This is a genomic window from Kribbella monticola (assembly GCF_003261635.1).
Classification (GTDB): Bacteria; Actinomycetota; Actinomycetes; order Propionibacteriales; family Kribbellaceae; genus Kribbella; species Kribbella monticola.
The window spans coordinates 38,097-51,082 of sequence record NZ_QFXK01000032.1 but is presented as its reverse complement, the minus strand read 5'-3'; the positions used below and the strand labels follow the sequence as shown (position 1 = coordinate 51,082).

The window sequence follows — 12,986 nt, the reverse complement described above, 5'->3', positions numbered from 1 at the left end:
AGGGTCGTGCCACGGATAACTTCTCTGCCGAACCGACTAGAGTTTGGCGCAGAGAGGATGTCTGACAAATATGTACTACGATAATGCCATGGCTGAGATTCCGGTGCGGATGCTGAACCAGGAGACCGCGAAGGTGTTGTCGCGGGTGAAGCAGGGCGAAGAGATCGAGATCACCGAGCGAGGCGCGGTGATCGCACGGCTGGTGCCCGCGAAGCCGTCGCCGGTTACGCGGCTGCTGGAGTCCGGCAAGCTTCGGCTGCCGCGAACGTCCGGCCCGATGCCACACCCCCGGGGCGAATTGCGCACCGGCCGGCAAACCGATGAGGTGCTGGCAGAGATGCGCGCCGACGAGCGGTACTGATGATCTACCTCGATACGGCGGCCCTGGTGAAACTGGTCTGCCATGAGGCGGAGTCGGATGCGCTCGTGGACTGGATCGCGGACCACGCGGACCAACTCCTGATCTCCTCGGCGATAGCCGAGGTCGAGGTTCCGCGCGCCGTACGACGAGTTGAACCGGCTCTGCTCGCCAATGTGGCGGGAATGCTCGGCCGGATCGCCATCTACGAGATCGACGAGGTGGTTCGAACCACCGCGGCCGCCTATGACGAACCGCTCCTTCGTTCACTCGACGCAATCCATCTAGCCACCGCGGATGCCGTGCTGGGCGAAGATCTGACGGCATTCGTAACCTACGACCGTCGCCTGCTCGCCGTCGCGGAGAAGTTGGGTCTACCGGTGGCAGCACCTGGCAGCTGACGGAGATGCTGCTCGGGTTGCTTACTCAGCAGACGTGGGTGGCTGGGCGGTGGTCCAGGCGGTGGGGAAAACCGCGCTCGTTGTTGCTCGTGCTCCTGCGGCGGGGAGTTCAACAGCCGCAGACCGGCGTCAGCGGCGGAGGAAGGGCTGGTCAGTCGAGGTCGGGGTCGACTGTGCTGCCGGGTGGGGGTGCGGGTGGGAGGGTGAGCTTCTCGTCGGGCTTTGCGGACAGGACGGTGTCGACGTACGAGCGGGCCGCTTGCATCGTGTCGATCTCGTGGCCGGCCTGTTCGGACAGGAACCAGCGGTGTTCGAGGACTTCGTGGAAGACCTCGGCCGGCTCGAGTTTCCGGTTCAGGTTGCGGGGGACCGAGCGGACCACCGGCTCGAAGACGTCGGTCAGCCACTGGTGGGCGACGATCTCCTCGTCCTCGTTCTGCTGGTCGGTCGAGGCCGCGAAGGAGTCGAGGTCGTTCAGCAGCCGGCGCGCCTGGTTCTCCTCGACGTCGAGACCGGTCAGCCGCAGCAACCGGCGGCTGTGGTGACCGGCGTCGACGACCTTCGGCTGGATCCGGACCTGGCTGCCGTCCCAGTCGGTGATGATGTCGATCTCGGCCACGTCGAAGCCGAGTTCGTTCAGCCGCCGGATCCGCGAGTCGAGCCGGTGCATCTCGTCGGTGTGGAACTCCTCCGGCGCGGTGAGTTCCTTCCAGAGCGCCTCGTACCGCGCGGTGATCGAGTGGATCGTCTCCAGCGGATCGATGTCGGCGTCGAGCAGCCCGCCTTCCTCGAGGTCGGACAGCTCACCGAACAGGTTGATCTCGGCGGTGTAGAGGTCGTGCGCGCGCTGACCGTCGGAGATGTCCTGGTGCAGCTCGCCGGTCTCGGCATCCACCAGGTACGCCGCGAAGGCACCCGCGTCGCGCCGGAACAACGTGTTCGACAGCGAGCAGTCGCCCCAGAAGAACCCGAGCAGGTGCAGTCGCACGATCAGCGCGACCAGTGCGTCGATCAACCGGTTGACCGTGTCCGGCCGGAGCGTGCTGGAGAACAGCGCGCGGTACGGGAGGGAGAACTGCAGGTGCTTGGTGACCAGGATCGAGTCGAGCGGCTCACCGTTGCGGTCGACCCGGTCGGTGATCACGCCGACGGGTTCGACCGAGGGGGAGTCGAGTCGTTCGAGATCGCGCAGCAACCGGTACTCGTGCATCGCGAGGTGTTCCATCACCTCTTTGATCGCGTAGACGGTGCCGTTGACGCGGACGAAGCGGACGACATGTCGCGAGATACCGCGCGGCAGCGCGACCAACTGGTCCTCCGGCCAGTCCTCCAGCGGGATGTCCCACGGGAGCGAGAGCAGGCCGGTGTCAGGGCGGGTCGCGACGAAACGAGGCACCCGACCAGTGTGTCAGCTTCCTCCGGCAGAATGTTGAGGATTCAGCGGTTCGGCAGCCGAGCGCAAGCGGACGCAAATTCTTGCGGATTATGGCGTAGTGTTTGCGCTATGACGCGACGACTTGCTGAGGTGGCGAAGAAGGTCGGGGTCAGTGAAGCGACGGTGAGTCGCGTGCTGAACGGGAAGCCCGGGGTGTCCGAGGCGACCCGCGAGGCCGTGCTGACCGCGCTCGACGTGCTCGGTTATGAGCGCCCGACCCAGCTGCGCGGCGATCGCGCGAGGCTGGTCGGCCTGGTCCTGCCGGAATTGCAGAACCCGATCTTCCCGGCCTTCGCCGAGGTGGTCGGCGGCGCGCTCGCGCAGCAAGGTTTCACCTCCTTGCTCTGTACCCGGACCGTCGGTGGCGTGTCCGAAGCCGACTACGTGGATCTGCTCCTGCAGCAGCAGGTCTCGGGGGTCGTGTTCGCCGGTGGTTTCTACGCCCAGGCCGACGCACCCCACGCGCACTACGAGCTGATCCAGGAGCGCCGGCTGCCGACCGTCCTGGTCAACGCGGCCGTCGACCACCTCGGGTTCCCGCAGGTGTCGTCGGACGACGTGGTCGCGGCCGAGATGGCGATCGGGCATCTTCGCGCGCTCGGGCACCAGAAGATCGGCATGGTGCTCGGCCCGCGGGACCACATCCCCTCGCGCCGCAAGCTCGACGCGTTCCTGGCTTCGCCGGAGGCCGATCCCGAGCTGGTCGAGCACACCATGTTCTCGCTCGAGGGTGGCCACGCCGCCGCGACTCGGCTGGTGAAACACGGCGTCACCGGAATCGTCTGCGCGAGCGACATCCTCGCGCTCGGTGCGATCCGCGCCGTACGCCGGGCCGGTCTCTCGGTGCCCGACGATGTCTCGGTGATCGGTTACGACGACTCCGCGATGATGAACTGCACCGACCCGCCACTCACCACGGTCCGGCAGCCGATTGACGCGATGGGCCGGGCGGCGGTCGACATGCTGGTCGCCTTGATCGAGCGTGCGGCGGTCCCGGCCGACGAGCTCCTGTTCGAGCCGGAGCTGGTCGTCCGCGCCTCGACGGCTCGAGTGAGGACGTCGGTCGCCGCGACCTGACAACGACAGACATGCCGCGCGACGGCGAAGTACGACCTGTCACCAACTGACTACGAAGGGCCAGTGCCGCGTTCGAGCGGCGCTGGCCCTTTGCTATACCCGCAAGTTCCGATGAGGAGTCACGTTTTTGCAACTTGAGGTTGAAGTATTGCGCTGATCTGGTCAGGTTGCCTACGGTGTGGCCCACATCAGAGGGGCGGGACGGATGTCGCCCTCGCCAGCAGAAGGGCAGATCGATGAGGACTACGAGCCACCGCAGGGCGCTGAGTCTGTTGCTCGTGGCAGGGCTTGGCCTGGCGGCCGCGTCCTGTGGATCGGACGACAAGCCGGCGGCGCAGAGCTCGGGGGGAGCCGACGCCAAGGTGACCATCACGGTCGGCTGCGAGCCGCCGAAGAGCAACCCGAAGGAGCGGGCCGGCTGGGAGGAGGACGTCACCGCGTTCCAGCAGCTGCACCCGAACATCACCATCGAGAGCAAGGACGCCTTCCCCTGCATCAACCCGGACACGTTCCAGGCGAAGCTGGCGGGCGGGACGCAGGAGGACGTCTTCTACGTCTACTACACCGACGTCCAGAAGATCATCAAGGCGAAGCAGGCCGCCGACATCACGCCGTACGTCGGTAGCGTCAAGGCACTCGCCGATGTCCGGCCCGACGTCAAGGGTGTCTTCCAAGACGGCGACAAGAGCTACGGCATCCCGCGCAACAACTACAACATGGGCCTGGTCTACAACCGCAAGCTGTTCACCCAGGCCGGGCTCAACCCGGACGCCCCGCCGAAAACGTGGGCCGAGGTGCACGAGGCGGCCAAGAAGATCTCCGCTCTCGGCGCCGGCTACACCGGCTTCGGTGAATACAGCGCAGGCAACACGGGCGGTTGGCACTTCGCCGCGTCCCTGTATGCACGTGGTGGCTCGATGGTGAGCGACGACGGCAAGAGCGCCGCGTTCAACAGCCCCGAGGGCAAGGCCGTGCTGGAGAACCTCAAGCAGATGCGCTGGGACGACAACAGCATGGGCACCAAGCAGCTGCTGCAGTGGGAAGACCTGATGCGGATGATGGGCTCGGGCAAGCTCGGCATGATGATCGGCGCGCCCGACGTCGTGCAGTCGGTGAACAACGACTTCCAGGGCAAGTTCGACGACTACGGCGTCACCGCGGTGCCGGAGTCCGAGGGCAAGGCCTCGCTGAGCGGCGGCGACGGGTACATGTTCAACCCGAAGGCCACGCCGGAGAAGATCAAGGCCGGCCTGCTGTGGCTGGAGTTCCACGAGCTGACGCCGGGCAAGGGCCAGTTCAACTACGAGCGGGCCAAGGCGCAGGGCCGCCCGGTCGGCCTGCCGATCCCGGACCTGTTCGGCGACTCGGCGCCCGGCAAGCAGATCGTTGCTCTGCGCAAGCAGTTCGCGACCGTGCCGGTCGACCACTTCACGCCGTACGTGACGGCTCAGGCGAGCATCACCAACAAGCTCGAGCCGCCGAAGGCCCAGGAGCTGTACGCCGTCCTCGACGTGGCGATGTCCGCGGTCCTCACCCGCAAGGACGCCGACATCGACAAACTCCTGGCGGACGCCTCCTCGAAGGCGGACAAGATTCTCGCCAAGAACAGCTGATGGCGGTACTGACCGCGAAACCGCCGGTGCGCCGCTCCCTTCCCCAGGGAGCGGCGCGCCGCGCGGTCGGCAGGAACCTCACGGCGTACGGGTTCCTCTGCGGTGCTTTGATCTGTTTCGCCTTCTTCTCCTGGTATCCGATGATCCGCGAGATCATCCTGAGCTTCCAGAGCACGAACTTCGTCGACCCCGCCAAGTGGGTCGGCTTCGACAACTTCCGGACCGTCTTCGCCGACTCGGCCTTCCGCTCGGCCTGGCTCAACACGGCCGCATTCAGCGGCCTGGCCCTGGTCGTCGGGTACGCCGTACCGTTCGTGCTCGCCGTCGTCCTGAACGAACTCCGGCACGCGAAGGCATACCTGCGCTTCGTCGTCTATCTCCCGGTGATGCTCCCACCGGCTGTCGGCGTGCTGCTGTTCAAGTGGTTCTACGATCCGGGCGCCGGCCTGTTCAACCAGATCCTGCACGGTTTCGGGATCCCACCACTGAGCTGGCTCGACTCGACCAGTACTGCGTTGATCTCGCTGGTCATCGTGTCGACGTGGATGAACCTCGGCACGGGGACCCTGATCTACCTCGCCGCTTTGCAAAGCATTCCGGGTGAACTGTACGAATCGGCCGAGCTGGACGGTGCCGGGCTGTTCCGCCGCGTCTGGCACGTCACGGTGCCGCAGACCAAACTGATCCTGCTAGTCATGTTGCTCTTGCAGGTCGTCGCCACCATGCAGGTGTTCATCGAGCCGTACCTGCTGACCGGCGGTGGACCGGAGAACGCGACCGTCACGGTCGCCTACCTGATGTACCAGTACGCCTTCAACTTCGGCGATTTCGGCGGCGGTGGTGCCCTCGGCCTGATGCTGATGGTGGTGCTGATGGTGTTCTCCGCGATCTACCTGCGGGTCTCGCGGGACAACCAGACCTAGGAGCGACGATGACCACCACTCTCAATCCACCACCGTTGCTCAAGGCAACCACGCCGGCACCGGCGCCCCGCAGTACGAGAAGGAGGAAGAAGGAACGCGGCTACGAGACCCGCAGCCTGGTCTCGCCGATGTCGTTGCAGACCCTGCGCGGCAAGGTGATCTACTGGACCATTCTCGTCGTCGTAGTGATCGGGTTCACGCTCGCTTTCGTGTTTCCGCTCTACTGGATGGTGACCGGTGCGCTGAAGTCGCCGGAGGAGCTGGCGCAGATCCCGCCGAGCTTCTTCCCCAAGCACTTCGACTTCGGCGTGTACGCCGACGCCTGGGACCAGTTGCAACTCGGCGTCTTCCTGAAGAACACCGCCCTGTACGCCGGCGGCGCCTGGCTCTTCACGCTCGCGGTCGACGTGACCGCGGCGTACGCGTTGTCCAAGCTCCGCCCCTTCTTCGGCAAGCTGATCCTCGGGCTGATGCTGGCCACGCTGATGATCCCGCCGATGGTGCTCCTGCTGCCGACCTATCTGGTCGCGAAGGACGTGCCGCTGTTCCACTTCGATCTGCTCAACACTCCCTGGGCGATCTGGTTGCCGGCAGCAGCGAACGGGTTCTTCATCTTCCTGCTCAAGCGGTTCTTCGACTCGATCCCGCGCGAACTGCTGGAGGCGGCCGAGATCGACGGCGCGTCGCCGATGCGGATCCTGTGGTCGATCGTCCTGCCGGTCTCCCGGCCGATCCTGGGCGTCGTCTCGATCCTGTCGGTGGTGACGGTCTGGAAGGACTTCGTCTGGCCGCTGCTGGTGTTGCCGGAGACCGACAAGATGTCGATCAGTGTCGGCATCGCGTCGTTGTCGGCGCAGATGCCGCAGAACGTGCTGATCGCGTCGCTGGTGATCGCCAGCCTGCCGACCATCCTTGTTTTCTTCGTGTTCCAGCGCAGCATCATGGCGGGTCTCACCGCCGGAAGCCTCAAAGGCTGATCCCCAACCCCCTAAGGAGAAGCAATGTCGGATACGTGGTGGCGCGGAGCCGCGATCTACCAGGTGTACCTCCGCAGCTTTGCCGACGGCAACGGTGACGGGATCGGCGACCTGGCCGGGCTGCGGGCGAAGCTGCCCTACCTGGCCGAGCTCGGTGTCGACGCGATCTGGCTGAACCCGTGGTACCCGTCGCCGATGGCCGACGGCGGGTACGACGTGGCCGACTACCGCGCGATCGAACCGAGCTTCGGCACGCTGACCGAGGCGGAGGACTACATCTCCGAGGCCCATGCGCTGGGGATCCGGACCATCATCGACATCGTCCCGAACCACGGCTCGGACCAGCAGGAGTGGTTCGTCGCGGCGCTGGCGGCGGGTCCTGGTTCGCTCGAGCGGGAGCGGTTCATCTTCCGGCCCGGCCGCGACGGCGGGCTGCCGCCGAACGACTGGCAGTCCATCTTCAACGGTCCGGCGTGGACGCAGGTCGACGACGGCGAGTGGTACCTGCATCTCTTCGCGCCGGAGCAGCCGGACTTCAACTGGCGCAACCCCGAGGTGGTCGAGGAGTTCCACTCGATCTTGCGATTCTGGCTGGATCGCGGCGTGGACGGGATCCGGATCGACAGTGCGGCGGTGCTGTTCAAGGACCTGGACAGCGTCGAGGAGTCCTACACCGACCACGACGAGGTGCACGACGTGTACCGCGGCTGGCGGCGGATCACCGACTCGTACGAGGGGCGCTTCCTGGTCGGTGAGATGTGGATGCCGGACCAGGAGCGGTTCGCGCTCTACCTACGCCCGGACGAGATGCAGACCGCGTTCAACTTCGACTTCTTGTCCCGGCCGTGGGACGCCGACGAACTGCGCGCCTCGATCGACCTCACACTGACGACCCACGTGCCGATCGGGGCGCCGCCGACCTGGGTGCTGTCGAACCACGACGTGACGCGACCAGTCACGAAGTACGGGCGTCCGGATACTTCGTTCTCACACCAGGATCGCAAGCACGGGATGGCGACCGATCCGGTGCTGGGTGAGCGCCGGGCTCGCGCGGCCGCGTTGCTCGCGATGGCCTTGCCGGGTGGGCTGTATGTCTACCAGGGTGAGGAACTCGGCCTGCCCGAGGTCGAGAACCTGCCCGACGAACTGCTCCAGGACCCGCTCTGGGTCCGCTCCGGCGGTACCGATCGGGGCCGGGACGGGTGCCGGGTCCCGATCCCGTGGTCGGGCCAGGAGCCCCCGTTCGGCTTCGGCTCCGGTACGCCGTGGTTGCCGCAACCCGCCGACTGGAAGAACCTCACCGTCGAGTCCCAGCACGACGACCAGAACTCGATGCTCACCCTCTACCGCAACGGCCTGCGCATTCGGCGTACGGAACTCGGCGACGGCACCCTCACCTGGCTCGACGCTGACCCGGGCGTCCTGCTGTTCGCCCGCGACTCGGGCCTCAAGTGCATCACCAACCTCAGCCCCGCCCCGGTCGACCTACCGCCGCACACCGACCTCCTGCTCACCAGCAACCCACTGGAGAACGGCAAACTCCCCACCGACACCACAGCCTGGGTGCGCTGACCAAACGGGTACGGCCACCGGTGAAGGTGGCCGTACCCGTCGGTTGGTCAGTGGTAGGCGTGCATGACCGCGTGGCCTTTGCCTCGGCCGATCAGCCAGCGGTTGACGGGGACGGTGAGGGCGAAGGCGATGGCCAGGGAGGCGAGCAGGCTGGCCCAGAAGAGGAAGGAGGACAGGCCCGCGTCCATGGCGCCGGGGACGGCGAGGACGAAGGCGTTGTCGACGATCTCCATGGTGACGATGCTCAGGGTGTCGGCGGCCAGGGCGACCTTGAGGGCCTGGCGGAACGGGATGCCGGCGGCCAGCACCGGACGCATCGTCAGCGAGTAGCCGAAGAAGAACGCCAGCACGATCGAGAGGATCACGGTCGCCAGGTTGTGGAACCCGGCCGCGGTACCGATCACCATCCCGAGGATCTCGCCGATCGCACACCCGGTGAGGCAGTGCAGCGTGGCCGAGATCGCCTGCCGGGTAAGACTCTGCCCAGCGCCGTGCCCCTCATGCGCGGTGGGCGCGGTGTGCCCCGCGTGCCCGGCGGCGTGCTCCACGTGCCCGCCGTGGCTCTCGTGCCCGCCGTGCTCCGCGTACTCCCCGTGCTCCCCGAGCCGCGCGGCGCCGGTGTGCTCGGTGTGGGCTGCGTGGTCTGTGTGTTTGTCAGTCATCTCAGTTTCCGTTGGTGAGTGGCTGGAAGCGGCGGAGCCGCAGGCTGTTGGTGACGACGAAGACCGAACTGAACGCCATCGCGGCGCCGGCCAGCATCGGATTCAGAAGCCCCGCGGCCGCCAGCGGAAGGGCAGCGACGTTGTACGCGAACGCCCAGAACAGATTCCCCTTGATGGTTCGCAAGGTACTGCGGGACAGCCGGATCGCATCGGCAGCGGAGCGCAGATCGCCGCGAACCAAGGTCAGATCACTGGCCTCGATCGCCACGTCGGTCCCGGTGCCCATGCTCAGCCCGAGATCCGCCTGAGCCAGCGCGGCTGCGTCGTTCACGCCGTCGCCGACCATCGCGACCACCCGCCCTTCGCTCTGCAGTTTCTTCACCGCGTCGACCTTGTCGGCCGGCAGTACCTCGGCGATGACCTCGTCGATCCCCACCTCGGCCGCGACCTTCTGCGCCACCGCCTCGTTGTCCCCGGTCAGCAGCACGGGCCGCAGTCCCAACGCCCGCAATTGCCGGATCGCCTCGGCGGAGCTGGGCTTCACCGTGTCGGCGACAACCAGTACCGCGCGCGCCTTACCGTCCCACCCGACAGCGACCGCAGTACTGCCTTCGGCTTCGGCGTGCTTCTTGGCGTGCGCGAGCTCATCCGGCAGATACTGGCTCCACTCTTCCAGCAGCTTCGTGCGACCGACCAACACAGCATGTCCGTCGACAATCCCTTGCACACCAAGGCCTTCCACGTTGCCGAAGTCCTCTACCTCGGGCAGCTTGCCGACCTCGTCCGCAGCCCCGCGAGCCACCGCCTGCGCGATCGGGTGCTCGCTGGAATGCTCCAGTGCACCAGCCAATCGCAGTACGTCGGCACGTTCTTCGCCGGGAGCCAGCAGTACGTCGACCAACGCCATCCGCCCGGTCGTCACGGTGCCGGTCTTGTCCAGTACTACGGTGTCGACGCGCCGGGTCGATTCCAGCACCTCCGGGCCTTTGATCAGGATCCCCAGTTGCGCGCCTCGCCCGGTGCCGACCATCAACGCGGTCGGCGTAGCCAGCCCGAGGGCACACGGGCAAGCGATGATCAGTACTGCGACAGCCGCGGTGAAGGCCACCTCGGTCGGCGACCCGTTGCCGAGCCAGAAGGCCAACGTGGCAACGGCAAGCCCGATCACGATCGGTACGAACACCCCGGAGATCCGGTCGGCCAGCCGCTGTACCGCGGCCTTGCCGTTCTGCGCGTCCTCGACCAGCCGGGCCATCTGCGCGAGTTGGGTATCGGAGCCGACCCGCGTCGCCCGGACGACCAACCGGCCGCCCGCGTTCACAGTGGCGCCGACAACCGAGTCGCCTTCGCTCACCTCGACCGGCACCGGTTCGCCGGTCAGCATCGACGCGTCCACAGCACTGCTGCCAGTAACGATCACGCCGTCGGTGGCGATCTTCTCACCCGGGCGAACCACGAACTCGTTGCCAACAGCAAGTTGATCGGCGGGGATCCGAACCTCCGCGCCGTTCCGCAGTACGGCGACGTCCTTTGCGCCCAGCTCCAGCAGGGCTTTCAGCGCGGCACCCGACCGGCGCTTGGCGCGCGCCTCGAAGTACCGGCCGGCCAGGATGAACGTCGTGACGCCGGCCGCGACCTCGAGGTAGATCTCTTCGGCACCGCCGCCGCGCGAAGGGATGAGCGTGAACGGCATCGTCATCCCGCGCTCGCCGGCCTCGCCGAGGAACAGGGCATAGAGCGACCAGAGATAGGCGCTGACGACACCGAGCGAGATGAGCGTGTCCATCGTCGCGGCGCCGTGGCGCAGATTCGTCCACGTCGCCTTGTGGAACGGCCACGCGGCCCAGCTGACCACCGGAGTGGCCAGCGTCAGCGACGCCCATTGCCAGTAATCGAACTGCAGCGTCGGAATCATGCCCAGGGCAATCACCGGTACTGCGAGGGCGATGCTGGTGTAGAGCCGCTCGCGAAGCGGCCGCAGCTCGTCCGGGGCCTCAGCGGCCGCCTCGGTCGACGGCGGCGTCGGCAGTGCGGCCGTGTAGCCGGTCGCCTCGACCGTTGCCACCAGGTCGTCGGTGCTGACGCCGTCGGCGAAGGTGACCTTCGCCTTCTCGGTGGCGTAGTTGACGGTCGCGGTCACGCCTTCCATCCGGTTCAGCTTCTTCTCGACCCGGGCGGCGCAGGAGGCGCACGTCATGCCACCGATCACGAGTTCGACGGAGTTGGGCGGTTGTTGGTTGGTCATTGCGTCCTCCTCTCCTGGCTCAGTGGCCGTGCGGCGTCTCTTCATGGCCCGGTGTCTCGCCGGGCATCTGAGTGGGTTCGGCTGTGGGCACGATCGCCTGGCCGGTCACGTCGACGCGGAACTCGGCGGTGTGCACTTTGCCCCCGTGCTGGAAGTCCAGGAAGAGGCTGTAAGTACTCGCCGTCGGGAAGGTCGTCCCGAACTTGACCTGCGGACCGCCCTTGGTGCCCGGCTCCGCCTCCTGCGCCGGGTGGTTGTGCAGGTAGGCGAGATCGCCGCTGCGCAACGACACCAGGTGCCCGAAGGCGCCCAGATACGGCTCGAGATCGCTGACCGGCTTGCCGTTCTTGCTGACACTGAAGGTCAGCTCGGACTCCTTGCCGGCGACCGGGGTGCCCGCGAGCGTCACGTCGTACCCGTCGGTGCTGGTCACACTCGATGCCGCAGGCAACGGTACTGGGACGTACAGCCCGGAGACGTTGACGTCGCTACCGAGCGTCAGAGTCTTGCCGTGACCGGCCGGCTGGAAGTCGGTGAAGATCCGCCAGGTGCCGCCCGCGGTGAAGGTGAACGGAATGCTCCACACCCCACTCGCGTCCCGACTCGGGTGCACGTGGTGGAACCCGGACAGATCCCGCCGTACGACGATCAGGTGCAGGTCCTTCTCATGGGTCTTCGTGTACTGCGTGACGGGTTTGCCGTCCGGCCCGAGAATGCTGAACTTCAGCGTTTCCTGCTTGCCCGGCTGGAAGAAGGTGGTCGCCGGAGCGAGGGTGTACCCGTCCTGCGAGACCGCGAGGCCGGGCGGCTGCGCGCCTGGAGCGTCCAGCTGATGTCCGGCGCCGTGCGTTCCGCCCTCGTCGCCCATGCCGGTCATCGGCTGGTCCCCGGACTTCGCTGCGGGGTCGGCTGCCGCGATCGGGTCGACCGCGGAACCGACTGCGAAGGCGCCGGCGAAGGCCAGCACCAGCGCACCGGCGTACGCGCCGAGCCGGAGCGCGACAGCCCGGGTCATGACGCGACCAGTTCGTATCCGGCCTCGTCGACGGCTTCGCGCACGGCGGCGTCGTCGAGGGCGGACTCGCTCGTGACGTGCACGGCGGAGGTGCCGCCGGCGTTGAGGTCGATGCTGACCTGCTGGACTCCGGTCAGCTTGCTGATTTCCTCGGTCACCGCCGCGGTGCAGTGCCCGCAGGTCATGCCGTTCACCGAGTACGTCGTGGTGGTCATCTCAATGCTCCTTGCTCGGAATCTGGGTTGTTCAGCTACGGACGAGGCGGGCGATGGCGTCGGAGGCTTCGCGAACCTTCTCCTCCGCCTCGGCGCCGCCCTTCTGGGCCGCCTCGACCACGCAGTGCGAGAGGTGCTCGTCGAGCAGCTCCAGCGAGAACGACTGGAGCGCCTTCGTCGCCGCAGAGACCTGGGTGAGGATGTCGATGCAGTACTTGTCCTCCTCGACCATCCGCTGCAGCCCCCGAACCTGACCCTCGATCCGGCGCAGCCGCTTCAGATGGCTCGACTTCTCCGAGGTGTACCCGTGCACATGTCCAGCGGCTTCGACTTGGTCCGGTTCGGTGCTCATGGCGGCGCTCTTTCTCTCTGGCTACCCCATGGGGGTATCTCGACAAGCCAAAACTTACCCCCGAGGGGTATCAAATGCAAGCTCTAAGCCATACCCGGTGGGGGTAATTTTTCTGAGCCGTGAACCAACCAACGTGGGAGG

General features: G+C 66.5%; 13 protein-coding genes. 7 read left to right on the top strand and 6 right to left on the bottom strand.

What is annotated here, in order from left to right; all coding sequences use genetic code 11:
• Positions 1-88 precede the first annotated feature (88 nt).
• Positions 89-361, top strand: coding sequence for a type II toxin-antitoxin system Phd/YefM family antitoxin (locus DIZ26_RS22320; RefSeq protein WP_198676227.1), 273 nt, complete (start codon positions 89-91; stop codon positions 359-361).
• On the top strand, positions 361-759 hold the full coding sequence (locus DIZ26_RS22315; protein WP_112244613.1) for a type II toxin-antitoxin system VapC family toxin: 399 nt from the start codon (positions 361-363) through the stop codon (positions 757-759). The genes DIZ26_RS22320 and DIZ26_RS22315 overlap by 1 nt, the downstream gene beginning before the upstream one ends.
• 151 nt (positions 760-910) lie before the next feature.
• Here DIZ26_RS22315 and DIZ26_RS22310 read toward each other — a convergent pair whose 3' ends face one another.
• A complete protein-coding gene (locus DIZ26_RS22310) occupies positions 911-2,155 on the bottom strand; it encodes a DUF4032 domain-containing protein (protein ID WP_112244611.1) in 1,245 nt (414 codons plus the stop codon).
• A 108-nt stretch (positions 2,156-2,263) separates the two neighbouring features.
• On the opposite strand from DIZ26_RS22310, the gene DIZ26_RS22305 reads away from it, so the two are divergent.
• From DIZ26_RS22305 to DIZ26_RS22285, 5 genes are all read left to right on the top strand, one after another.
• A complete protein-coding gene (locus DIZ26_RS22305) occupies positions 2,264-3,271 on the top strand; it encodes a LacI family DNA-binding transcriptional regulator (RefSeq protein WP_112244609.1) in 1,008 nt (335 codons plus the stop codon).
• A 236-nt stretch (positions 3,272-3,507) separates the two neighbouring features.
• Entirely contained in the window at positions 3,508-4,884 is a 1,377-nt protein-coding gene (locus DIZ26_RS22300) for an ABC transporter substrate-binding protein (protein ID WP_112244607.1), read from the top strand.
• Complete coding sequence (locus DIZ26_RS22295; protein WP_112244605.1) at positions 4,884-5,807, top strand: carbohydrate ABC transporter permease; 924 nt, start codon at positions 4,884-4,886, stop codon at positions 5,805-5,807. The genes DIZ26_RS22300 and DIZ26_RS22295 overlap by 1 nt, the downstream gene beginning before the upstream one ends.
• Positions 5,808-5,815: 8 nt before the next feature.
• Positions 5,816-6,784, top strand: coding sequence for a carbohydrate ABC transporter permease (locus DIZ26_RS22290; protein WP_112244603.1), 969 nt, complete (start codon positions 5,816-5,818; stop codon positions 6,782-6,784).
• Between the two features lie 24 nt (positions 6,785-6,808).
• A complete protein-coding gene (locus DIZ26_RS22285; RefSeq protein WP_112244601.1) occupies positions 6,809-8,356 on the top strand; it encodes a glycoside hydrolase family 13 protein in 1,548 nt (515 codons plus the stop codon).
• Positions 8,357-8,403: 47 nt separating this feature from the next.
• Here the strand turns inward: DIZ26_RS22285 and DIZ26_RS22280 are convergent, their stop codons facing one another.
• The 5 genes from DIZ26_RS22280 to DIZ26_RS22260 are packed head-to-tail and all read right to left on the bottom strand — an operon-like array spanning position 8,404 to position 12,845.
• The gene (locus DIZ26_RS22280) at positions 8,404-9,018 is read right to left on the bottom strand and encodes a DUF4396 domain-containing protein (protein ID WP_112244599.1); all 615 of its coding nucleotides are present in this window, start codon (positions 9,016-9,018) and stop codon (positions 8,404-8,406) included.
• Position 9,019: 1 nt separating this feature from the next.
• Positions 9,020-11,263 (bottom strand): heavy metal translocating P-type ATPase, encoded by a 2,244-nt coding sequence (locus DIZ26_RS22275; RefSeq protein ID WP_112244597.1) that lies wholly within the window; start codon positions 11,261-11,263, stop codon positions 9,020-9,022.
• A 19-nt stretch (positions 11,264-11,282) separates the two neighbouring features.
• Positions 11,283-12,278: a hypothetical protein gene (locus DIZ26_RS22270; RefSeq protein ID WP_112244595.1), complete on the bottom strand. Its 996-nt coding sequence runs from the start codon at positions 12,276-12,278 to the stop codon at positions 11,283-11,285.
• Complete coding sequence (locus DIZ26_RS22265; RefSeq protein WP_112244594.1) at positions 12,275-12,493, bottom strand: heavy-metal-associated domain-containing protein; 219 nt, start codon at positions 12,491-12,493, stop codon at positions 12,275-12,277. Before DIZ26_RS22265 ends, DIZ26_RS22270 begins: the two co-directional genes overlap by 4 nt.
• Before the next feature lie 31 nt (positions 12,494-12,524).
• Positions 12,525-12,845: a metal-sensitive transcriptional regulator gene (locus DIZ26_RS22260; protein WP_232828515.1), complete on the bottom strand. Its 321-nt coding sequence runs from the start codon at positions 12,843-12,845 to the stop codon at positions 12,525-12,527.
• Between the last annotated feature and the right edge of the window lie 141 nt (positions 12,846-12,986).